General features: G+C 49.8%; 15 protein-coding genes. 10 read left to right on the plus strand and 5 right to left on the minus strand.

Annotation, left to right across the window (positions count from 1 at the left end; genetic code table 11):
* Positions 1–21 precede the first annotated feature (21 nt).
* The 5 genes from KTO58_RS03385 to KTO58_RS03405 all read left to right on the plus strand — a co-directional run bounded on the left by KTO58_RS03385 (position 22) and on the right by KTO58_RS03405 (position 9,768).
* Complete coding sequence (locus KTO58_RS03385; RefSeq protein WP_095840736.1) at positions 22–3,387, plus strand: SusC/RagA family TonB-linked outer membrane protein; 3,366 nt, start codon at positions 22–24, stop codon at positions 3,385–3,387.
* A 12-nt stretch (positions 3,388–3,399) separates the two neighbouring features.
* Positions 3,400–4,851: a RagB/SusD family nutrient uptake outer membrane protein gene (locus KTO58_RS03390; RefSeq protein ID WP_095840735.1), complete on the plus strand. Its 1,452-nt coding sequence runs from the start codon at positions 3,400–3,402 to the stop codon at positions 4,849–4,851.
* 24 nt (positions 4,852–4,875) lie between these two features.
* Positions 4,876–5,982 (plus strand): TlpA disulfide reductase family protein, encoded by a 1,107-nt coding sequence (locus KTO58_RS03395; protein ID WP_225860035.1) that lies wholly within the window; start codon positions 4,876–4,878, stop codon positions 5,980–5,982.
* A gap of 17 nt (positions 5,983–5,999) precedes the next feature.
* Positions 6,000–7,136, plus strand: coding sequence for a TlpA disulfide reductase family protein (locus KTO58_RS03400; protein WP_095840734.1), 1,137 nt, complete (start codon positions 6,000–6,002; stop codon positions 7,134–7,136).
* A gap of 199 nt (positions 7,137–7,335) precedes the next feature.
* Entirely contained in the window at positions 7,336–9,768 is a 2,433-nt protein-coding gene (locus KTO58_RS03405) for a TonB-dependent receptor domain-containing protein (protein WP_095840733.1), read from the plus strand.
* A gap of 82 nt (positions 9,769–9,850) precedes the next feature.
* Here KTO58_RS03405 and KTO58_RS03410 read toward each other — a convergent pair whose 3' ends face one another.
* From KTO58_RS03410 to KTO58_RS03425, 4 genes are all read right to left on the minus strand, one after another.
* A complete protein-coding gene (locus KTO58_RS03410; protein ID WP_095840732.1) occupies positions 9,851–10,246 on the minus strand; it encodes a helix-turn-helix domain-containing protein in 396 nt (131 codons plus the stop codon).
* Between the two features lie 196 nt (positions 10,247–10,442).
* Entirely contained in the window at positions 10,443–11,324 is an 882-nt protein-coding gene (locus KTO58_RS03415) for a DNA/RNA non-specific endonuclease (protein WP_095840731.1), read from the minus strand.
* Positions 11,325–11,398: 74 nt separating this feature from the next.
* Entirely contained in the window at positions 11,399–12,259 is an 861-nt protein-coding gene (locus tag KTO58_RS03420) for a sigma-70 family RNA polymerase sigma factor (protein ID WP_095840730.1), read from the minus strand.
* Positions 12,260–12,389: 130 nt separating this feature from the next.
* Positions 12,390–12,707, minus strand: a complete 318-nt coding sequence (locus KTO58_RS03425; RefSeq protein WP_095841728.1) for an ankyrin repeat domain-containing protein — start codon at positions 12,705–12,707, stop codon at positions 12,390–12,392.
* Positions 12,708–13,007: 300 nt separating this feature from the next.
* Here KTO58_RS03425 and KTO58_RS03430 point away from each other — a divergent pair, with 300 nt between their 5' ends.
* Positions 13,008–13,784: a 3-keto-disaccharide hydrolase gene (locus KTO58_RS03430; RefSeq protein ID WP_095840729.1), complete on the plus strand. Its 777-nt coding sequence runs from the start codon at positions 13,008–13,010 to the stop codon at positions 13,782–13,784.
* Between the two features lie 153 nt (positions 13,785–13,937).
* Positions 13,938–14,495, plus strand: a complete 558-nt coding sequence (locus KTO58_RS03435; RefSeq protein ID WP_157753211.1) for a hypothetical protein — start codon at positions 13,938–13,940, stop codon at positions 14,493–14,495.
* Between the two features lie 48 nt (positions 14,496–14,543).
* On the opposite strand, the gene KTO58_RS03440 is transcribed toward KTO58_RS03435, so the two are convergent.
* Complete coding sequence (locus KTO58_RS03440; RefSeq protein WP_095840727.1) at positions 14,544–15,428, minus strand: NAD(P)-dependent oxidoreductase; 885 nt, start codon at positions 15,426–15,428, stop codon at positions 14,544–14,546.
* 556 nt (positions 15,429–15,984) lie between these two features.
* Between KTO58_RS03440 and KTO58_RS03445 the strand changes: the two genes are divergently transcribed.
* The 3 genes from KTO58_RS03445 (at position 15,985) to KTO58_RS03455 (ending at position 23,279) form a co-directional block, all read left to right on the plus strand.
* A complete protein-coding gene (locus KTO58_RS03445) occupies positions 15,985–17,220 on the plus strand; it encodes a M57 family metalloprotease (RefSeq protein ID WP_095840726.1) in 1,236 nt (411 codons plus the stop codon).
* Between the two features lie 380 nt (positions 17,221–17,600).
* Positions 17,601–18,743, plus strand: a complete 1,143-nt coding sequence (locus KTO58_RS03450; RefSeq protein WP_095841727.1) for an efflux RND transporter periplasmic adaptor subunit — start codon at positions 17,601–17,603, stop codon at positions 18,741–18,743.
* A 30-nt stretch (positions 18,744–18,773) separates the two neighbouring features.
* The gene (locus KTO58_RS03455) at positions 18,774–23,279 is read left to right on the plus strand and encodes an efflux RND transporter permease subunit (protein WP_095840725.1); all 4,506 of its coding nucleotides are present in this window, start codon (positions 18,774–18,776) and stop codon (positions 23,277–23,279) included.
* Positions 23,280–23,301 lie beyond the last annotated feature (22 nt).

Consider the following 23,301-nt stretch of genomic DNA (forward strand, 5'->3'; position numbering starts at 1 on the left):
CAACCAAAATCATATATAGGAATGAAGGTACTAAAAAAGATCACCGGCAACGACCGGCGGGAGCGGCGTGTGGCTACCCGTAAGTATCAGAGGCTCCGTAAAATAATGTGGATAAGCTGCCTCTCCATGCAGGTATATACCGCCGCCTATGGACAACAGGTCACCATCCGCAAACAACAGGTCGCCGTCATCGATGCACTCAATAGCGTCAAACAACAAACCGGATACTACTACGTCGGACAGGTAGAACTGCTCAAAGCCACCCAACCAGTCGATCTGCAACTCGTCAACGCATCACTGGAAACAACATTACAGGCCATCTTCAAAGACCAGCCTCTCACCTGGTCCCTGCGCGACAAAACCATCATCGTCAAGCGTAAACAAGATGCCGTATTCCAATCCACCAACGTTGACAAGTTCACCAGCATCAACGGAGAAATACGCAATACCCAGGGCACACCCCTGCCAGGCGCTTCCATCCTCCTGCAAGGCACCCAAAAAGGTACCGCCGCCGACGCCAATGGCCACTTCCACCTGGACAACATCACCTTCCCGGCCATACTGGAGATCCACTACACCGGATACCTGAGTAAAATAGTCAGGATATCCCACTCCGAAAATATCCAGGTCATACTCGAACCGGCAGAACAACAGATGAATGCCGTCATCGTAACCGGCTACAGCCAGAAAAAGATCAGTGAACTCACCGGCTCCCTCTCCACCGTCAAAGGAGAAGACCTGCGCAACGTCACCACTTCTTCCGTCATACAACAACTTCAGGGCAAACTGGCAGGCCTCATCGTAAGTAGCCCCGGCGGCGACCCCGCCGCCAGCCCCAATATGAGCGTAAGAGGCGTCGGCTCCCTGGGAGGCAACACCGCCACCCAACCACTCGTCGTAATCGATGGATTGATACAAGATGCCGGCACCGCCGCCAATATCAACCCTAACGATGTAGAGTCCGTTACCTTGCTCAAAGATGCTGCCTCCGCCGCCCTGTATGGCTCCCGCGCCGCCAACGGCGTACTGCTCATCAACACCAAAAAAGGAGGCTCTCCCGATGGCAAACCACAGATCAACTTCGAAGCGGTATACAGCCGCGAACAACCCACCTTCGGGAAGTTCCGCATGATGAATGCCGACGAACGGTATACCCTCATGGAACAGGCATATAGCAACGATTACCGCAAACAAAATCCTACCGCCACACCAGAGGCCGTAAATAATTACCTATCCGCTGTAATGCCAGACAAAGCAGCCGCACTAGCCAATAACACCAACTGGCTCAGAGAAGGCTATCGTATCGGTCAGCTACAACGATATAACCTCTCCATCAACGGTGGCACCAACCGTTTTAAATACTATGCCGGTGGCAGCTACCATCACGAAGTGCCCGTAGCCATCACCGATAAGTTTGATAAATACCAGCTGCGCGTCAACACCGTATACAGCCCCTCAGATCGGTTCACCATCACCACCGCCTTTAACGGCACCTATACAAAAGCGATCAGCTCTGGGTTAAGCAACTACCGCGGCAACCTCTATGGCATGATGCCCTGGGATAATCCCTACAAAGCAGATGGCACCTATCGCGTCGGCGGCCCCAATGAACCCAACTGGTACAGCGGTACGGATACCTACAACCCACTATACGATGCCAGCCTGCAAGACGCCTATAATCATGCCTACATCGCCGGGGCCGACGTAAAACTACAATACAGGGTCACCCCCTGGCTCTCGCTCAGCACCGCCAACCGACTTACCTACAATGGGGGGCGCTCCGGCTTCTACACCGACCCGCGCGATAGCGCCAGCGGATACCCGGGTGGATACTATTCGCAAAACAGATCACAACAGGTCAACTATATCACCTCCAATATCGCCAGCTTCAACAAACGTTTTGGCCTGCACGAAATAAAAGGGCTGGCAGGCATGGAGTTCAACGACGTACGGTTTGAAAATACCTCCGTCTCCGTCAGGAACATCACACCGGGCAAACGCTCCATCACCACCGGTACCGTCGATCGCGTGTCAGAAAGCATATCCGAAATAGCCTTCCTCTCTTACTTGTCAGAGATCAACTACAGCTTCCTCGATCGCTATTTCCTGTCCGGATCTTTCCGCCGCGATGGCTCCTCCAAATTCGGGAGTAACAACAAGTTCGGTAACTTCTACTCCATCGGCGCTGCCTGGAATATCAGCGATGAAACATTCCTGGCCAACAACCGCACCATCACACAACTACGCCTGCGCTTCAGCCATGGTACCTCTGGCAATGCCGACCCCGTAGGTGCTTATTCCATTTATGGTGTCTATAACTATACCACCGGTGGAGGCGACAACTACAACGGTGCACAGGGTATCATCCCCGGCGCACAGGGCGACAATCCCGACCTCCACTGGGAAGTACAACGAATGAACAACCTGGGCCTCAACATCGGCTTATGGGACCGCATCCGTATCAACATTGACCTCTATGATAAAGCCAACAACAGCCTGCTGCGCTCCGTACCTGCCGCCATCACCAGCGGTATCAGCAGTGTAGTCAAAAATATCGGTAAGATATCCAATCGCGGTATGGAAATAGAAATCACCAGTACCAATACCACGGGTAAAGTAAAATGGAATACCAGCCTCAACCTGGCATTCAACCGCAACAAAGTCCTGTACCTCACCGGCGTACCTACCGTATTCCCTACCACCGGTACCAATAACCTACTGGCACCGGGTTATGCCGTAGGCTCCTACTGGGGCGTAGTATATACAGGTGCCGACGAACAAACCGGCCTGCCTACCTATGAAAAGGAAGTAGATGGCAAACGCTCCCGCACCACCGATATCAAACAGGCCACCCTCCGCTACCTGGGCAGCCAACAACCCGATTGCTCCGGTGGCATCACCAACACTATTACCTATAAAGACGTTACATTGAGTATACTACTCGACTTTGTATCAGGCCTTCGGCTAACCAACGACCTCCGGGGAGATATCTATGGTCCTAATGAACTGGATGGCGCCTCCGTTACCACCAACAACGTAGCACTACCGCCAGGACAGCGCCGATGGGAACACCCGGGAGATGTAGCATTCGCACCTGCCGCCACATTGGTAGGATATGCTGATGCAAGAGGATGGTTCACCACCCGCTTCCTCGAAAATGCCAGCTACCTCCGCATACGAAATGTACGCCTTAACTACAATACGCCTAAACGCTGGCTGTCACGTATACACGCACAACAACTATCCGTATTCGTCTCCGGCGATTACCTCTATACTTTCACCGGCTTCACCGGCCTGGACCCGGAAAATGGAGGAAGGAACTTTGAGAACGCATCCAAATATATCATCAACCGGAAACTCACCGCAGGTGTCAACCTGACCTTTTAAAAACTGATAGCTATGTTTAGAAAATATATCTGCCATACCGCCTTCGTCCTATCCGGCCTGCTGCTCAGCGCCTGCCGTGATAAACTCGAACTACGCCCGGAAACCGCCATCGACAGCCACGATGCCGTAAATGGCGAAACCAACCTCACCCTCGCTACCAGTGGCAACTATTCATTGCTCAACAATTTTAATTATATTACAGCCTACTATCACTTAGTAGAATCTCCGGCCGATAATACCGAAGCCACAGGCATCTTCAACCCCGGTGGTACCAGGGACTTCGAAGCCTACTCCTACAATCATTCGCCAGCACTTAGTAACCCGGCATCTGTTTACACCAATGCCTACAAATTATTACGTGGTGTCAACAACGTCATTGTCAACGTACCAGATAATGCCGCCGCTGCCTTAATGCAACTGAAAGGCGAAAACCTGTTCATGCGTGCCCTCGCACACTACACGCTGGTCAGCCTCTTCGGTCGCCCCTACATACAGCAAAATGGCAATAACCCAGGCATAGTGATCGCGGATAAACCCACACCGCCATTATATCGCCCGGAAAAACGTAATACCGTCAAAGAAGTATATGATCTCATGATAGCAGACCTCCTGGCAGCACGTACACTCATGACCACCGCTCGTAGCGAAACCGCCTACGCCACCCGCGATGCAGCAAATGCCATGCTATCCGCACTGTACCTCAATATGGGAGCATACGCCAAAAGCATACAGTACGCCAATGAAGTCATTAACAGCGGTAAATACGAACTGACTCGCGGCACTGCCTTCCAGCAATATTTTGCAGGCGACCACAGCGCCGGAGAAAAAGAGACCATCTTCTGCCTTCGTCAGCTCGATGGCACCGGCAGCGGTTTTTATTACTACAATCAAAGCTATACCGTAGAAAAATTCGCGGCCGTATCACCTCCATTACTGGCACTGCTCAAAGAGGGAAAAAACGACCTGCGCCTCGGGTTCTATAAAGTGCTCACCACCACCAGCGGTAACACTTACACCTTCACCACCAAGTTCATACAGAATCCAGCTGCCAACCCGACGGCCAAAGTAAGCTCTCCGCCGCTCTTCCGACTGGCAGGACTATACCTGGACCGCGCAGAAGCAAATGCCAAACTGGGTAATCACCAGGCCGCACTGGATGATATAAACCTCATCCGCCAAAGAGCTGGTCTAAGTGGAGATGACCTCTACAGCCTCACCAACCTACATGGCCGCGCCGACGTACTCAGCGTCGTACTCGATGAACGACGCATAGAACTGGCCTTCGAATTCGGTCACCGACGCGAAGATCTGCTACGCAACAACCTGCCCATGATACGCACATATGGTAAACAAGGCATCCCGGGGTCTAACCTCACCGTACAAACGAACGATAAACGCGTCGTATACTTTCTCCCGCAAAACGAGACAAACGGCGTCACTAACGATTTACAACAGAACCCATAATTAACTACATAAAAAGGAAATACTATGACAAGAGCACTATTACTGGCCGCCACTATGCTGATCGCAGCAGGAGCACAAGCCCAGGAAACCCTGCAACTCAAAGGCACCATCAAAGACCTGGAAGCAGGTACCCCCGTATATATCCGGGAAATGGGAGCCGATAAAAAAGATTCAACCATATCTACCGCTGGTAGCTTCACCTTCCAGATCAGGAAGTTCGAAGCAGGTGCCTACATGCTGACAGTAGGTAAAACAAGGATGGAAAACAGTACCGCTTTTTTATACTTGCAAGGTGGAAAAGTAGGTCTTAAAGGAGAAGGCCCATTATTGAAAGATGCCGTACTCGAAGGGAAAGACCCGTTTGTAAAAGATGAAAATGAATATCACCAACAACTAAAGATAGCTACAGCAGGCGCAGATGTCTTGTATAAAAAATACAACGACGCCTACATGAAAAAAGATACCGCACTCCTGAACCAGATGAAGCCAGCGATCGAACAAATGCAAGAGAAAAATAAGGCGTTCAATGAAGAATGGGTCAAAACACATCCCGCATCACCAATAGCCACCTTCATCCTTGCTACCAGCCTGAAATACGAAATGTCACCGGAACAACTGGAACAAGCCTTAGGTAAACTGCAAAAGACTGCCACCAGGAACAAGTTGTACGAACGCATGCAACAGTCGGTAAACATCGCAAAACGTACCGCCGTCGGTCAGCAAGCGCCCGACTTCAAACAGGCAGATACCTCCGGTAATATCATCGCCCTCAGCAGCTTCAAAGGCAAATATGTACTGGTAGACTTCTGGGCCAGCTGGTGCGGCCCCTGCCGCCGGGAAAACCCCAGCGTAGTCAAAGCATTCCAGGACTATAAAGACAAAAACTTCACCGTATTGGGCGTATCCCTGGATCAACCGGGAAAAAAAGAAGCCTGGCTGAAAGCGATCCACGATGATGGCCTCACCTGGACACATGTATCCGATCTCCAATTCTGGAACAACGCCGTCGCCAAACAATATGACATCCAATCCATCCCGGCCAACTACCTGCTGGACCCCTCCGGCAAAATCGTCGCACGCAACCTGCATGGAGAAGAACTGGCCAATAAGTTAAAAGAATTGATCCAATAAGATTCAAACACACAACCATGAACAAATGGATATTACTGGGCACCGCCGCTTTATTGTCAATCGGCCTGCAGGCTCAGTCTACCAAAGACGCTTTCATATTACAAGGCGAAACAAAAGGGATCAAAGAGGGTAAACTCTATCTGCACTATACCGGAACAAATGGTAACCGGGTAAAAGACAGCTCCCTCATAAAGGACAGCCGCTTCTCCTTCCGTGGACAAGTAGCCCGTCCTACCATGTCCTACCTCGTGCTCAACGGCAAAGACCGGGAAGAAGGATATAGCACATCGCTATTCCTGGAACCAGTGAAGATGACCGTGCAATTGCCTGCCGGCGACTTCCGCAAAGCAATAGTAACAGGGTCCGCCACACAATCACAATATGCACAGTTACAAGCACAGCAGGAGATCGTCACCGCACGGTACAAACAACAATTGGATTCCCTGCGGGCAGAACGCGACCACGAAAAAGCAGCGGAGATCAGAGAACGCCTCGCTCCCTACTTCGCCGCTGGCGACTCCGTAGACTATCGCTTCTTCGACGCACATCCGCAGTCCTACGTAACATTGTTCCAGCTCAGGTTCCATGTCAGCGACCTGCCACTTGATGCACTGGAAGCATATTATAATAAGTTGGGCAAAACATTACAGCAGACAAAAGATGGACAGGAGCTGGCCAAAGAGATCAATCAACTCAAGAACGGTTCCCCGGGTAGTAAAGCCTACACGTTCCACGCCACCGACATCAATGGAAAAACACTGTCACTGGCAGACTATAAAGGCAAATATGTACTGCTCGACTTCTGGGCCAGCTGGTGCGTACCTTGCCGGAAAGGCAACCCACACCTCAAAGAACTGTACGCCGCCTACAAAAACAAAGGCATCGAGTTCATCGGCATATCCGACGACGATCGCGATCCCTCCGCCTGGAAAAAAGCAGTCACAAAAGATGACCTGCCCTGGCGACATGTACTCAGAGGCCTCGATATGGAAAAGAGAATGAAAAACCAACCTAACGAAACCGACATCAGCGAACATTATGGTATCCACTCATTGCCCACCAAAATACTGATCGATCCCAACGGCATCATCATCGGTAGATATGGTGAAGAAGGAGATGAACTGGATAAACAACTGCAACAGGTGTTACGCTGACAAGATTAACTTAACAACAGCAAAAGCCTCCCGTAACGGAGGCTTTTGTATTTTTATAATAGAGAAAGCATTGCAAGTTGTCATGATAGCGCGTTTTACTTGCCCCGAAAGGGCAAGTGGCGGCATTCCGGGATGAACGGTTGCAACCTTTTTTTTACCCCAGCGTCTTTATTACGACGAAAAACACCCAACCTCTATTATGAAGAAGCTCTTATTGTTGAGTTTACTATTGCTTAGTATTGTAGCCAATACCCTTGCTCAGTCGAAAGAGACTGGCGCTATAAAGATTAAGATCACCGATGCACAAGGTGCTCCATTACCCTTCGCAAGCGTATTGATACGTAAAGTGGCAGACAGCTCCCTGGTAAAAGGAGAGATGAGTGATGCCAACGGCCACTGTGCCTTCGAAAAGATCGCTACCGGCCACTATTTTGTACAGGTATCCCAGATGGGTTACACCACCAGCAACACCGCTAACTTTAAGATCGACGCACAACATACTGACATTGACCTGAAAACAATGATACTCAGTATTGCGCCTAAAAGCCTGCAGGCAGTAAATGTAACCGCTCAGAAACCATTTATCGAGCGTAGTGAAGGCAAAACGATCCTGAACGTAGAAAGTAGTGTGGCCGCTGCCGGTAATACCGCCCTGGACCTGCTCCGGCGGGCACCCGGTGTCAGCATCGACAAAGATGAAAACATCGTACTCAAAGGCAAACAAGGCGTGACCGTTATGCTCGATGGTAAACTCACCTACCTCACCAACGAAGCATTGACCGACCTGCTGAAAAACATGCCTGCCGAGACCATCTCCCAGATCGAGATCATCACCAGCCCCAGCGCCAAATATGATGCCGCCGGTACCTCCGGAATTATTAACATCAAAACCAAAAAAGGCCAGCTGACAGGCATAAACGGTAGCGTAAACCTGGCCGGCGGTGGTGGCCGATACCTGTTCTATAACGTGGGTGGCAACATCAACTGGCGCACCAAAAAATTCAACCTATTCGCCAACGTCAACTACGGCGACCGCCAGGGATACAATACGCGTGGACTGGACCGTAAGACCGGCGGTGACGTACCCCTGCAATTCCGCCAGGACGTATTCCAAACCAACGACTTCATGAACCGGTACTATAAAGCAGGCATCGATTATAACCTGACGGAAAAACAGTCCATCGGCGTAATGGTCAACGGATACAACAATGCCTTCTGGCGCCAGGCGCCCAGCGCCACACAGATCGGCCGTCAGGGAACTAACGTAATAGATTCCATCCTCTACACCGGCATCGGTATCAATAACCGCTTCAACAGCTTTTCGGCTAACCTGAACTACAAATGGAAAATAGATACCAGCGGCTCCGAATTCACCATCGATGCCGACTACGCCAGGTTCGACGCAAAAATCAATAACGTACTGGGAGATAGCGTATTAATAAACAGTACGAAAGAAGTGACCAACAAAACCGGCATACTGACACGCCCTTCTAATCTTACCACCATCAAAAGTATCAAAGCCGACCTGGTAAGAAAAGTAGGCGCCAAAAGTAAAATTGAAGCAGGCTTCAAAGCCAGCTTCGCCAGCACAGAAAACTTCATGCGGTACGATTCCCTGCAAAAAGGAGCATATATACCAGTACCTTCTCAATACGACCAGTTTATCTACGACGAAGATATCCTGGCAGGATACCTCATCTATAAACACTCCTTCAAAAAGACAGACATCGTTGTCGGATTACGTCTCGAACAAACCAACGCGGAAGGAAACTCCATTTCTATGAAAAATAAATGGAAACGCAGCTACCTGGACTACTTCCCCAACGCGTCTATCGACCATAAAATCAACGATAAAAACAAACTCATGTTGTCATACAACAAACGGATCAACAGACCCAATTACGGACAGCTGAATGAGTTTATATATTTCCTGGATAAATACACCTACTTCAGAGGTAACTCCGCACTGACGCCCGAGTATACCCACAATGTTGAATTAGGATATACGTTCAAAGACAAATACATCGCTACCCTCGGATACAGCCGTACCAACGACCTTTTCGACGAATGGCTCCTGGTAGACGAAAAAACCAAGGTAACAACCAGCACCTCCCGTAACCTGGGCACACAGGAGACCTACTCCCTGAATCTTACCTTACCATTTGATCCGGTGAAGTGGTGGAATAGCAGTAACAACGTAGGGGGATATTATAACTACTATAACATCAACGACCCAATAAAGCCTTTTACCCGGTCGGCGGTAGCTTATAGCTTCAATTCTACCAACACCTTTACCTTACCTAAAGATTACAAACTGGAACTGAGTGGTTGGTACGAATCGCCTAACGTATATAGCATCTGGCGCGCAAAGGCCATGTGGAGCGCCAATATCGGTGTACAGAAAACCGTATTGCAGAAGAAAGGAACAATTAAAGTCAACCTCAACGATATATTTGCCTCTAACCGCTTCAGAGCGACTGCTGAATACAACGATGTATACCTGCGTGTGAACAATCGCTGGCAGAACAGGACGTTGAATGTATCCTTTACCTACCGTTTTGGAAATAATAAGATCGAAACAAAAGAACGTCAGGGAGGAAACTCAGACGAGTCGAAGAGAGCAGGAGGTTAATAACTGTTTATCGCCATTCTAAATAAAGATACGGGCGCGAACGCTTTACAGTGTTCACGCCCGTTCTTTTTTATATCATACGTTATACCTGAACAGGCTGTAATACCTTATCCAGTGTTGATTGTGCAAGTTGTTTACGGTAGACCGAAGGGCTCATACCCGCATAGGACTTGAACCACTTAGTGAAATTGGAAGGATCGTACGTCAGCTTAAGTGCGACGTCTGCGATGGAATTAGTCGGATTGCTAAGCAGGTTTTTAGCCACCGCTACTAACTTTTCCTCGTAGTAATAACAGGGATGGTTACCCGTCAGCTGTTTGATTACATTACTGAGATGCGTAGGATGGATATATAATCTCTCTGCAAAATCTCTTAGCTCATACATAGTATCGATGCGGTCATGTACCAGGTCATCCAGGTGCTGATCGATCAGGGCCAGGTAGTTGGCAAATATTTCTTCGCTTCTGTTAGCATACATATGCAACCTCCTTTGATGATTATAAAGTTACGCAATTTGCCTGCCTTACAGCAGGGGGCAGCAGGACCGCCTTGTCAAAATTAGGCCTAATATCCCGGGGAAAATGGTACCGTCTTCAGTATTTCGATCCCGATAGCAAAAAGAAAGGCGAACAGGACTATATGCCTGTTCGCCGCAGATGTCATGTTGTGGTATATTAGAGGGCCGTATTGTCTACTTTGGTTCTCAGGCTGCTCCGGATGGAGGCCGATACATTGGAGAAGAAGGTATAACCCGTAGCCGATTCTATATTGGCGATGCTGGTACGATAAGCACCCCAGCTCTTGCTGGTAACAGATTGAGTATTAGGCATGTCTACAGCGATCACCCGGGTAGACGCGCTGATACGGCTGATGTCGTTACTACCATTCGGCAATACCAGGATCACCTTCCAGCAGCGGGCAGGTACCGCCATTTTGCCGTCAGCGATAGTAGAGACCAGGCTGGTGCTTTTGGAACTCTCCCCGCCATTACCATAACCACCGGCTATGATGTACAGCTCATTGCCATTGGCAGCGAGCTGGCGGCAATATTCCTCCAGGTCGCCCCAGGTCTGCTGGTTGCATTTAGGTGCCTGCGGGATGATGTTCGACAGGATGAAGGTAGCGTCATTGTCGGCCTGGCTGCCATCCCGGTCGTCAGAAGGGCAGAGGTGCCCACGGTCAAAGCCCGTGTTGGTGTAATTGGAAGTGACCGCCTTGAAGAAATTGCCTGGCAGGCTGGCGTCCGAAATGAACTTGTTCTGACGGGTAGCGCTGCCTTTCCAGGCACTGCTCAGGTGCCAGCTTACCCAGTTGGCAATGCCACGGCTGTTGTTGTAGGATAATACATACTGCGAACGGCTGACCAGGTAATTGTTGGCCGATGTGCCGGCGCCGCTGGGGTTACCTAATGCGAGGTTGTTGTCGCGGGTAGCTGCCGCTTCAGTATTGGCAGTACGATCCTGGTGGGGGGTAGTGGGGGCAATAGTCTCTTTTCGACAGGATGCTACGACAACGATAATTGCTCCCAGGAGCAATAACGAACGAACAGTTTTCATGAGGAAGTTTTTAATTAGACCCGAAAACTACCGCATGCATGTTAAATACCTGTTAAGTGCCTATGACCATAATGTTATGATGCCATATCCCCCGCTGGCAGCGACTGTAGCTTGTCAGGGTCTACCACCGTGCTGATGCCAACGATATGTGAGCCGTCCTCTGACAGCTGTAACACCTGGCAGCCCTGCAGCCGGCCATTCAGCCGGTAGATCAGTGCAGGTTGATGATTGATCGTGCTGAATTCCAACGTAGCCGCCGCATTGTATTTGTGATAGACGAACACCAGCAGGCTGGCCACATCGGGAGCACCAAAACATTGCTTTTTGACAGCATGTACCTTGGTCCCGCCGTCAGTGAACAGGGCTATATCCTGTGAGAACAGTCCTTCCAGCCGCTGCGTATCCCCAGCCCGGATGGCGCCGATATATTTTTCCAGCAGGTCCTGCACCGCCGCCACCGGCTGATGTACCAGCTTTAGCGGCTGATTGCCAGGCTTCAGTTTGGCTTTTGCCCTGCTCAACAGCTTTCTCGCATTTTCTACCGTGGTAGACAGCACCTCCGCTACCTCGTCATGAGAATAGCCGAAAGCCTCTTTCAATATAAATACCGCCCGCTCCCTGGGATTAAGCTGCTCCAGCAGGATCAGCATTGAATAGGAAGCAATATCCTGCAGGTGGATATTGTTATCTGCCTGTTCTGTAGCCACCGGCTCCGGTAGCCATACATTATCACTAAGTACCGCTTTGCGTTTTTTGCGCAGGTTGATCGCACGGTTGATCACACTTTTGATCAGGTAGTTCTTTTCATTGTCGATCTCTGTCTTATCGACGGTTATATAGCTGGAGAGTACGTCCTGTATGGCGTCTTTGGCATCTTCTGCGGACCCCAGCACATTGTATGCGTAGGGGAATAATACTTGCTGATAATTTTCCAAAACTACTTATTGAGGTGGATAAATGAGGTAATACCCAGCCGCTAAGCTAGGTATTCCGGTGTTGCCTTCCCAAAGGCAACAGACCTGATAAAAAAGTAATCAGGCAAAAGGCGACAGACCTGTTGACAGATTATCGGGCGGGGAATGGATCAAAAGAGCCATTTACCCAACTGAGCGGCGTGATCTGTGGGGGCGCTACCAGGCCACTTTCGTCGCGCTGCCGTTGGAATTCCAGGAAGGATGGCATCTCCAACAGGGCTTTAGCCACCTCAGGACCACGGTAGATAGCCAGGTGGTGAAAGGTCTGCCCGTCAGGATCCAGGAACACATGGTAACGGATATCCGGGTTGTTCTGCTGGCGGAGTTCCTCCAGGGCAACAGCAATATTGGCCTGGTTCTGGGCCACAAAAGAAGGTTGTACGGTGTAAGATACTTTAACGGCTTGCATATAATGCGGTTTTTTAAAATTGTATATCAGGAAGACATCTCTCAAAATAAAAACGTGACAAGTAAGACATACTTTTTTTGGGTTTATTTATAATGATTTGATTGTTATTTGCTTATAACTAATTACAAGAAGGAGGTGTTAGCATAGTCTACGATATTGAAACGGTAGCCGGTGGATGTACGTTCATCAAATAAACCTTGCAATGGCATGATAATTTGTATATTATTGCTGTTGGCCCCGGACCTCGTTCCGGGAGATAGAACGTATTAGCAATCATTTAATCCAACTTAATAATCGATTATGAAAAGGAAATACTTACTCTCCATGATTTTAGCGGGAGGATGTTTTGTGGCGCAGGCGCAAGAGAAAACCAAGCCGGAAGAAACAGAAGTGTATACACCGGTACCACCCGAAGTGAAGGCGGCTAAAAAACTCGGAGATGCTCCCTCTGATGCCATCGTACTGTTTGACGGCACCAACCTGGACAAATGGGTAATGGCAGACGACCGCAATACACCGGCTAAATGGAAAGTGGAAAAAGGATTGCTGACCGTTAACAAGCAGGTAGGTAATATCGAGACCAAACAAACTTTCAACAACTACCAGCTGCATATAGAATGGAGAGTACCTGCTAATATCACCGGTACCGGTCAGGGACGCGGTAATAGCGGTATCTTCCTGGCTTCTACTGGCAAAGGCGACGCCGGATACGAGCTGCAGGTATTAGACTCTTATAACAACAAGACCTATACGAATGGCATGGCCGGCAGTATCTATAAACAATATGTGCCTTTAGCCAATCCGACAAACAAGCCAGGAGAATGGCAGACCTACGATATCATCTGGACAGCACCCGTATTCGGTGACGACCAGCAGGTAGTACATCCTGCGAAAGTGACCGTGTTGTTCAACGGAGTGGTGGTACAGAATGCGACCGAACTGAAAGGACCCACCCAATACATCGGCGACCCGGCGTACAGGAAGGCGCACGGTCCCAGCCCTATCAAACTACAGGCGCATGGCGATAAGAGCGAACCGCTCAGCTTCCGTAACATCTGGATACGCGAATTACCATAACATTGTCAATAATACAGAACCGGGGCTGGCCTAAAAGTAAAAACCTACTTTTAGGTCAGCCCCGGTTTTATTTGGCCTATTTTATATACTTTGCCAGGTGTAGGAATCTCGTTGGTGATTGAGTAGCCTGTAGCATCTCAAAAATAAAACGTTATGATGCGTATACTAATAATACACCTGGCCTGCTATACATTGTTGTTCAGTGCCTGTAGCAATAGCAGCAAAGCCCCTGGACATACAGACAGCCGTGTCAAAGTACCGCGAACGCTGTCAGATAAACTACTGGCTATTGCGGCGGCAATTCCCCTCCCGAAAGATAGTGCCGGTACCTTTTTCTCCACATTATTCCAGCCGGCAGATAGCCTGCAAATCACAACTGATCAGTACTCTAAAATCTTTACCGGCAAGAGTTTTCAACTGGAGGTGAATAAGATGGATGATACTGTCACACAGGTGACCATCTGGCCGACAAAAGAAGGCGGCCTGCCGGTAAGTCTGCAGGAACTGGCCGGTAAAATGGACAGCGCCTGGCAGGAACTACCTATGGGACCATTCCCGGTGAAAGACCCAATACTCGGGGTCGTAGGCTATTATACCGATCCGCAACACAGCAGGAAGAAATTTACTTTGTTTGGTCCGGACTATCACAATTTAGCAGCAGCTGCCGAGATAAGACGTATCTGGATCAGCAGCTTGCCAGCAGATAGGTGATCGTATGTGATCGTATTAAGGTGTGTAGCTTATATACCCGGCGACCATTCACGAAGGTTGTTTCAGTACTTCATAAATGCTAAAGAGCCCGTTTTTACCGTATCCTTTTGCGACTGTTTCATTGTAGATCTCACGGATCAGTTTGGGGAGCCGCGTGCTGACACCTGCCTGCTGACTGGCATCTACAATATGATCTGTGGTGGCTGCCATCATGATCATGTTGTTAAGTGAGCCGTCGTAGCGGCGGTTATCCACGTCGTCGGCTACATCGGCCAGCAGCACGCTCATGAATTTGAGAAAGTCCTGTATGTAGGGAGAAAAGGTGGCCACATCTACTCCTGCGCTGCCAAGTAGTGCGGCGGCATGCAGTACGCCTGCTGTGCTGGTGAACATGACATCCAGCAGGGCCTGGTAATACAGGGGAGCCAATCCCGGGTCTTCACCCCGGTAGTCCACACGTCCGATGATCTCCAGGGTGCTATGGTGTGCATCGACCAGGTCTTTAGGTCCGCTGAAGAAGGCGTAGGAGGTAGGACCACCCAATAGCTGCGGTGGTACCATTACGCCGCCGGCGATGAAGGCTGCCCCGCGCTCTTGTGCCCAGCGCGTGGCTTCCCGGGCTTTCTCCGGTGTGTCGGAGCTGAGATTGACCAGCACTTTGCCTTTGAGAGCATCGCCGGCATCACCGAGTATGTCGTACATGGCGGGATAGTCGGTAAGGCTCAGGATGATCAGCTCGCTGGCAGCCAGTGCTGCGGATGGCGTGTCTGCCAGTATCGCACCGTTACTTACCAGGGCGGCAGCCCTCGACGGGGTACGGTTCCATAAAGTAACACGGAGCCCTTTGTCAAGGAAAAGTTGTGCCATCGTTTGTCCCATCGGCCCCAGGCCGATCAGGGTCACTGATTTATTTTGATTCGCTATCGTTGTCATTTCCTGTTTATCGTTTACGTGTGATGGTTAGTATATACTTGCTGGCGCTAGCTGCCGTATGTGCTTTATTTGACAATGCAAATATCGAATGACTGCCAACGGTGGGCAATAAGGGAGAAAAGATTCAGCCAGGGAAAAATTTCTCCCTATGACCTATATGCTGGCGTACATAAAATGAGGTTGCAAAAAGCGATATAAAAATGTATATTGTCAAACTGATTATTTTTTAAAATGCGAACACACGAGATGATGGGCTTTGACATTAAATACATTACCAACTTGTTTCCACGCCATAAAGAGAATATAGCACTGCTTACAGCACTGGATTGCCGGTAAAGCGTACCACTAAATGCGACGTAATAAATTTCAGAAAGACACTTACGAATCCGACAACGCATACCTGGTAAAGCACAAATAATAACCGTTAACAAATAATAACCGTTAATAAACCTATACGAACATCTTATACCTGATGGTGGAACCTATTGGGAGTCTTTTGATCATGCTGTCACGCATGTTAATCCATCATTCCTAACCAAAATCAAAATTAGTACTTATGAAAAGACTATTGAAGGCATGGCCCTGCCTGTTGTTAAGTGGAAGCCTGTTCCTATTTTCCTGTCAGAAAGAGAAAGAAGTGGTATCTGGACAAGATGCACCTATTCCTGCTGAAGTGATCAATAAACTCAAGGCCGAAGGCTTTGGTACAAAGGGTATTGTACGAGTAGAGGGGGGATATGTGGTAGAAGGTGATATATTCATGTCCGAAGAAAGTTTGAAAGAGAAAGCTGTTTCTACGGTTTTGCGGATAGGTACTACTGAACAGTATCGTACTAATAACACGGTAACCTATTTCCCCAGCACACGCACCATTACGGTATCCGTTACAAACCTGCCCCCTGCCTATACGACTGCTGCAGATGTGGCGATTGCCAGGTACAATACGCTGGGACTTCGTATTAACTTTCAGCGTGTAGCCAGTGGTGGTAATATAGATATACAGTTTGCTAACCTTGGGAATAATGTACTCGGGCGTTCTGCCGGTTTCCCAAGTAATGGCAATCCTGCCAGTCCGATTTTACTGAATGCTAATGTGATCGGTGCAACGCCTAACGAGGGTTGGCTGGCAACGATCATGGCCCATGAGATCGGGCATGCTATTGGTCTGCGCCATACGGATTATTTTAATCGCAGGAGCAGTTGTGGTATTGAATATGATCAGTGGGGCCGTCCTACAGATCCTAATGAAGGTGATGCCGGCGTGGGGGCTATTCATATACCCGGCACCAATCCGGATGTAGATGCGAACAGTTTTATGTTGGCTTGTTCGGATGGTAGTGACCGTCCGTTTACGGCCAGCGATATCCAGGCATTGAGGTACATCTACAATAAGAACCTGGTGACGCTGGGTGAAGATGGCGATTTCTTTCACAATCCACAGAATGGTGCCGTATATGTGATGATGGACGGAAGGCTGCGTTGGATAAGAGACTATAATACCTTCATTGGTATCTTTAATATCTCTACTAACGCGATGAGATCGTATACGCCTGTCGTTCCTATCAATGACTACTATATATCCGCCGGTAGCGATCTATGGAGAGAAAGCAGTACTGGAAGGATATTCTTTATTGACCGGTCTACAGATAACCCATCTGGCAATAATTTCACTATAAAACGTCATATTGGTTCGCCGCAGATATTTGATAGGTTCCGTTTCAAATCGTCCGGCATAAAAAATGTGTCTGATGCACAACTCAATTCCATCCCTACCGGCGCACCGATCTGGTAATGCCTTATTGATGTAATTCCCGTTTCACGTGCAATAGCAGATCAAAAAGACTCCCAACTACTTGAACTTATACGCCGCTGTCTGCCGCCTGGCAGGCAGCGGCGTTTTTTTGGTAAGGCGTGAAATTGGTTCTACAATCCGACATTCAGGAAATAATATGTTGGCTGTATAATAGATTTTTGCAGGAAATAGCAAACGCTTGTCACATTATCTCCTGTATAGTTGTCTATATTCTGGTCTTTACAGGATATAGTACAGGAAGCAAACCACTCAAATATATATACGATATAGCGTACTGGCTGCGCCCCGGCGGGTGCAGCAGCCTGGGCATGCTATTACTAGAAAATATGTTTTCAGCATTTAACACACACTATAATAACATGAAAAAGAGCACAACCTTCGCCATGACCGCTGTAGGTTTTATGTACCTGCTATTTGTTTACGCCTGTGGTGTAAAGGGGCAACCGGATGCCGCAGCAGCAGCGGGGCCGGCCGACTATCCCGTAATGACGGTCACTACGCAGGCGGTTACACTACAACACGATTACCCTGCTACACTGCAGGGAGAACAGAATATAGAGATCAGACCTAAAGTAGACGGTTTCGTAGCACATATCTATGTAGATGAAGGTGCGGTAGTAAAAAAGGGACAGCTGCTGTTCAAGATACATGGGCCGCAATACGAGCAAGAGGTGAGAACGGCTACTGCGGCGATCAAACGTGCGCAGGCAGATGTGCATACGGCTGGTATGCAGGTGGAGAAAACGGCTCCTCTCGTAGAAGAGGGTATCATCAGTAATTACGAATTGCAGTCCGCCAAATATACCTTGCAGGCCCGGGAAGCGGCGCTGGCACAGGCGAAGGCCAGCCTGGTGAATGCCAATACCAATATAGGGTATACTACTATCAGCAGCCCGGTCGATGGCATTGTAGGTAGCCTGCCTTACAAACCCGGCAGCCTGGTGAGCAGCAGCTCGCCATTGCCGCTTACGGTAGTCTCCAACACGCATAAGATACACGCTTACTTTGCCTTCAACGAAAAGGAGCTGCTGGACCTGACAGCCCGTTACCCCGGAAAAACGATTGCCGAAAAGCTGGCACAGCTGCCGGAAGTGCTGTTGCTGCTGGCGAACGGCACTGAATATACCGGGAAGGGACGTATAGAAACCGTAACAGGTCAAATAGATGTCAACACCGGTGCAGCCAATATGCGCGCTGCTTTTACCAATCCAGAAGGGCTGATCAGGAGTGGCGCCAGCGCGACTATCCGTATACCCATGCTTCGCAAAGAAGCATTGCTTATACCTAAGAAAGCCTCTTTCGAGATCCAGGAGAAAACCTTCGTATACGTCGTCGATAGTAAAAATGCGGTGAAGAGTGTGGAGGTGACGTTGGAAGAAATGCCAGGTGGACAATACAACATTGTGAAGACAGGATTAAAAGCCGGCGACCGGATTGTTACACAAGGCATGGGTGCCTTGCAGGATAATATGCAGATCAAGCCGGTAGCGGCACAGCTGTAAGCCAAGTATTTACCATTAGACGAACTGACTATGTACAAGAAATTTATAGAAAATCCCGTCCTGTCTACGGTGATCTCGGTGATCATCGTCATACTGGGATTGTTGGGATTATATGCATTACCTATTTCACAATACCCGGGTATTGCGCCACCGGCGGTAGAGGTAAGCGCTTTATACCAGGGTGCCAGCGCTGAAGTGGTGATGAAAAGTGTGATTGGTCCACTGGAAGAAGAGATCAACGGTGTGGAACATATGACCTATATGACTTCCAAGGCCAGTAACGATGGTACAGCTAATATCACGATCAACTTCAAACAAGGTACAGACCCCGATATGGCGGCTATCAACGTGCAGAACAAGATTACAAAGGCGACCAGCCAGCTGCCGGCAGAAGTACTCAAATATGGGATCACTACCACTAAAAGACTCAACAGTGAGGTGTTCAGTTTTATCCTGCTGAGTGAGACAGGGCAGTATGACATGAAGTTCCTCGACAACTACCTGAAGATTAACGTCATTCCGCAGATCAAGCGGGTGGAAGGTGTAGGACAGGCCAAGGTATACGGGGATATGGATTACAGCATGCGTATCTGGCTGAAGCCCGATATAATGGCAGTATATGGACTTATACCGGCTGATATCATCGCGGCGCTGGCAGAGCAGAATATAGAAGCGGCCCCGGGTAAGGTAGGTGAGAACGGGGATCAGACGCACCAGTACACTTTAAAGTATACGGGACGGTTGGAGAAGCCGGCGCAGTTCGGAGAGATCATCCTGCGCACTACGGGCAACGGGAAGGTGCTGAAGCTGAAAGATGTGGCGGGCATTGAAATGGGCGCTTACAACTATGCTTCTATTTCCCGTACACAGCGCCGTCCGTTCGTATACGTGGCGATCAACCAGACCGCAGGATCTAATGCATATGAGATCATCAAACAGTGTGAACAGATCATGCGGGATGCAGAAAAGGATTTTCCCAAGGGCATCAGTTACAAAATATACTCTAATGCCAACGACTTCCTGAATGCTTCTGTGGGTAAACTCATCTCTACTTTTATCGAAGCATTTATCCTGGTGTTCATTGTGGTGTTCATTTTCCTGCAGGACTTCCGGTCCACGCTGATACCTGCTATCTCAGTACCGGTAGCGATTGTCGGTACGTTCTTTTTCCTGCAGCTGTTCGGCTTTACCGTCAACCTGCTGACGTTGTTTGCGTTGGTGCTGGCCATCGGTATTGTAGTAGATGATGCGATCGTGGTAGTAGAGGCGGTGCATGCTAAGCTGGATGCCGGGGAACGGTCGCCTATGAAGGCGACGCTGGATGCGATGGGAGAGATCAGTACGGCTATCATCTCCATTACGCTGGTAATGGCGGCAGTGTTCGTACCGGTTACGTTTATCAACGGATCGGTAGGGGTGTTCTACAAACAATTTGGTCTGACGTTGGCAGTCGCTATCATCATCTCTGCCATCAATGCGTTGACGCTGAGTCCTGCTTTGTGTGCGCTGTTCCTGCGGCCGCATGATAAAGAGCATTATCACCCGAAGGGATATATGCAGCGTTTCTACAACGCTTTCAATACCTCTTTCCACCGGGTGACGCAACGGTATACTGGCGTGGTTGCTTTCCTGATCAACCGCAAATGGCTGGCCCTGGGCAGTGTGGGTGTCTTCCTGCTGCTGTTCTGGTGGCTTGTACGTACAACTCCTACGGGATTTGTGCCGAATGAAGACAGTGGCATGATCTACGGCAACGTGATATTGCCACCTGCTACTTCGCTGGAGCGTACTGCCGAAGTGCTGGACCAGATAGACAGTATTGCCGCTGCCATGCCTGAAATGGAGGTGACGAGTGCGGTAACGGGCTTTGACCTGATCAGCGGAGCAGGTAGTTCCTATGGCGCTATCTTCCTGCGGTTGAAACCCTGGAAGGAACGTACACAAGATAGTCAGCACATACGGCAGGTGGTAGCCCGCCTGTTTGAACGCACTGCCGGTATCCGCGGCGCCAACATCATCTTTTTCCCCGCGCCTACCTTACAGGGATTCGGTAATACCGATGGTTTTGAATTCCAGTTGCAGGACAAGACCGGCGGTTCTTATAAAGACTTTGAGACGGTGATACAAGGGTTTATGAAAGCGCTGAATAGCCGCCAGGAGATACAATATGCCGCTACCCCTTATAATACCAACTTCCCGCAGTATGAAGTGCAGGTGAATGTCGCCAAGAGTAAAGAAGCCGGTGTACCGGTGAACGTGATACTGAGCACGCTGCAGGGGTACCTGGGTGGTATCTATGCTTCCGACTTCAACCGGTTTGGTAAACAATACAAAGTGATGTTGCAGGCGGAAGCGGCGCAGCGGTTGAATAAGGACGCTATCGAGAAAATATATGTACGTAACAATGCCGGTACGATGGCGCCTATTGCAGGGTTTATCACGTTGAAGAAGATACACGGGCCGGAGTTTGTGAACCGTTTTAACCTGTTCACCTCTGCTTATGTGAATGGTAGTCCGAAGCCGGGTTTCAGTTCGGGGGATGCCATCAAGGCGATCCAGGAGACGGCGGACAAGACCCTGCCGAAGGGATATACTTACGCCTTTGCCGGGATGAGTCTCGAAGAGATTTCCAGTGGCAGCCAGACGATGATCATTTTTATACTCAGCCTGGTGTTCATTTATTTTCTGCTGAGTGCACAGTATCAGAGTTACCTGTTGCCTTTTTCGGTGCTGTTATCCCTGCCGGTAGGATTGACGGGGGCATTTCTGTTTGCCCGTTTGTTCGGGTTGGACAATAATATTTTTCTGCAGATCAGCCTGATCATGCTGATCGGGCTGCTGGCTAAAAATGCGATCCTGATCGTGGAGTTTGCCCGTATGCACCGGTTGCAGGGGGAGACGCTGGTACAGGCTGCGCTGGCTGGCGCTATGACCCGTCTGCGGCCGATCCTGATGACCTCTCTCGCATTCATCTTCGGATTGTTGCCATTGATGCTGGCAAAAGGAGCCGGCGCATTGAGTAACCGTTCGATCGGTACGGCAGCGGTAGGCGGTATGCTGATCGGTACGGTGCTGGGGGTATTCATCATCCCGGTATTGTTCATCATCTTCCAGTCTTTGCAGGAGAAGGTGAGCCGCCGCAGCCGGCAGCGTATAGGCGGCCAGGTGATAGCAGGTATGCTATTGCTACTGGCAGTGTCTTCCTGTCGTATCGGGAAAATCTATCATCCGCAGGAGACGGCGCAGGAAAACTCATATCGCGGCCAGGCCGGCACGGATACCGTTAGTATTGCGGATCAGCCCTGGCAACAGCTCTTCCCGGATACGGTATTGCAGGGCCTGATCCGGGAAGGACTGGTACACAATCTTGATCTGAAGATTGCCACGCAGCGTATTGTTGCTGCCGGGGCTGTTTTCCGGCAAAGCAAAGCTGCGTTACTGCCGGAGCTGAATGGTAACCTGGGCATTACCCGTTCCAAGCTGGCTTTCCCGCAGGGTTTTGGTATCATCCGGTCTTCGACCCAGTACGATGTGGCGTTGCGGGCATCGTGGGAGGCCGATATCTGGGGTAAGTTAGGTGCTGCCAAAAGAGGCGCGCTGGCGGGATTGCTCGGTACGGAAGCGGCCCGCAAAGCGGTGCAGACACAGCTGATCGCTGATATTGCCAACGGCTATTTTTCCCTGTTGGCGATGGACCAGCAGTTGCAGGTATTGGAACAGACGGTGGTGAACAGGAGAGAAGATGTGAAAGCGATGGCGTCGTTGAAGACAGCCGGTGTAGTGAATGGTGCAGCGGTGGTACAGAGTGAGGCTAACCAGTATGCGGCGGAAGTGGCCATACCCGCTTTGCGGCGGCAGATCCGGGAGACGGAGAATGCATTGTGTATATTGCTGAACAGGCCTTCGGGGGATATCCGGCGGCAGTCGCTGGCGATACAGATTGCCCCTGCGACCTTACAGGCGGGTATACCGGCGCAGCTGCTGCATCACCGTCCCGATGTGATGCAGGCGGAGTATGCGGTGCGGCAGGCCTTTGAACGGACCAATGTGGCCAGGGCGGCTTTCTACCCGGCGTTCAATATTACGGCGGCTGGCGGATTTACCAGCTATGAATGGCGGCAGTGGCTGTCTGCCGACGGTCTGTTTGCCAATATCGCCGGTAGCCTGGTACAGCCTATCCTGAACAGGGGGAGGAACAAGGCGGCGTTGACAACGGCCAAAGCCCAGCAGGAAGAGTCGGTGCTGGCCTTCCAGCGTACCTTGCTGGTGGCAGGACAGGAGGTATCCAATGCCCTGTATGCTTACAAGACGGCTGCCGAACAACAGGAGATCCGCCGTAAACAATTGAGATCGTTAGAGCAGTCGGTGGACTTTACCAAAAAATTGCTGCGATACAGTACGGCTACCAATTATATCGATGTGCTGACCTCTGAGCAGGCCTTGCTGGCCAGTCAGCTGGACTATGTAAATGACCAGCTGGAACTGTGGAAGGCGACGATCGCGTTGTACCGGGCACTGGGAGGTGGATGGAAATAATAAGTTTATTTTACTTTTTAAC

Origin of the sequence: Chitinophaga pendula (assembly GCF_020386615.1) — a bacterium.
GTDB lineage: Bacteria > Bacteroidota > Bacteroidia > Chitinophagales > Chitinophagaceae > Chitinophaga > Chitinophaga pendula.

What these genes read in the sequence shown, in the direction of transcription:
- KTO58_RS03455 (WP_095840725.1), top strand. Translation starts at nt 18,774, where the DNA reads ATGTACAAGAAATTTATAGAAAATCCCGTCCTGTCTACGGTGATCTCG.
- KTO58_RS03390 (WP_095840735.1), top strand. Translation starts at nt 3,400, where the DNA reads ATGTTTAGAAAATATATCTGCCATACCGCCTTCGTCCTATCCGGCCTG.
- KTO58_RS03395 (WP_225860035.1), top strand. Translation starts at nt 4,876, where the DNA reads ATGACAAGAGCACTATTACTGGCCGCCACTATGCTGATCGCAGCAGGA.
- KTO58_RS03445 (WP_095840726.1), top strand. Translation starts at nt 15,985, where the DNA reads ATGAAAAGACTATTGAAGGCATGGCCCTGCCTGTTGTTAAGTGGAAGC.
- KTO58_RS03400 (WP_095840734.1), top strand. Translation starts at nt 6,000, where the DNA reads ATGAACAAATGGATATTACTGGGCACCGCCGCTTTATTGTCAATCGGC.
- KTO58_RS03385 (WP_095840736.1), top strand. Translation starts at nt 22, where the DNA reads ATGAAGGTACTAAAAAAGATCACCGGCAACGACCGGCGGGAGCGGCGT.
- KTO58_RS03415 (WP_095840731.1), bottom strand. Translation starts at nt 11,324, where the DNA reads ATGAAAACTGTTCGTTCGTTATTGCTCCTGGGAGCAATTATCGTTGTC.
- KTO58_RS03430 (WP_095840729.1), top strand. Translation starts at nt 13,008, where the DNA reads ATGAAAAGGAAATACTTACTCTCCATGATTTTAGCGGGAGGATGTTTT.
- KTO58_RS03425 (WP_095841728.1), bottom strand. Translation starts at nt 12,707, where the DNA reads ATGCAAGCCGTTAAAGTATCTTACACCGTACAACCTTCTTTTGTGGCC.
- KTO58_RS03435 (WP_157753211.1), top strand. Translation starts at nt 13,938, where the DNA reads ATGATGCGTATACTAATAATACACCTGGCCTGCTATACATTGTTGTTC.
- KTO58_RS03440 (WP_095840727.1), bottom strand. Translation starts at nt 15,428, where the DNA reads ATGACAACGATAGCGAATCAAAATAAATCAGTGACCCTGATCGGCCTG.
- KTO58_RS03410 (WP_095840732.1), bottom strand. Translation starts at nt 10,246, where the DNA reads ATGTATGCTAACAGAAGCGAAGAAATATTTGCCAACTACCTGGCCCTG.
- KTO58_RS03405 (WP_095840733.1), top strand. Translation starts at nt 7,336, where the DNA reads ATGAAGAAGCTCTTATTGTTGAGTTTACTATTGCTTAGTATTGTAGCC.
- KTO58_RS03450 (WP_095841727.1), top strand. Translation starts at nt 17,601, where the DNA reads ATGAAAAAGAGCACAACCTTCGCCATGACCGCTGTAGGTTTTATGTAC.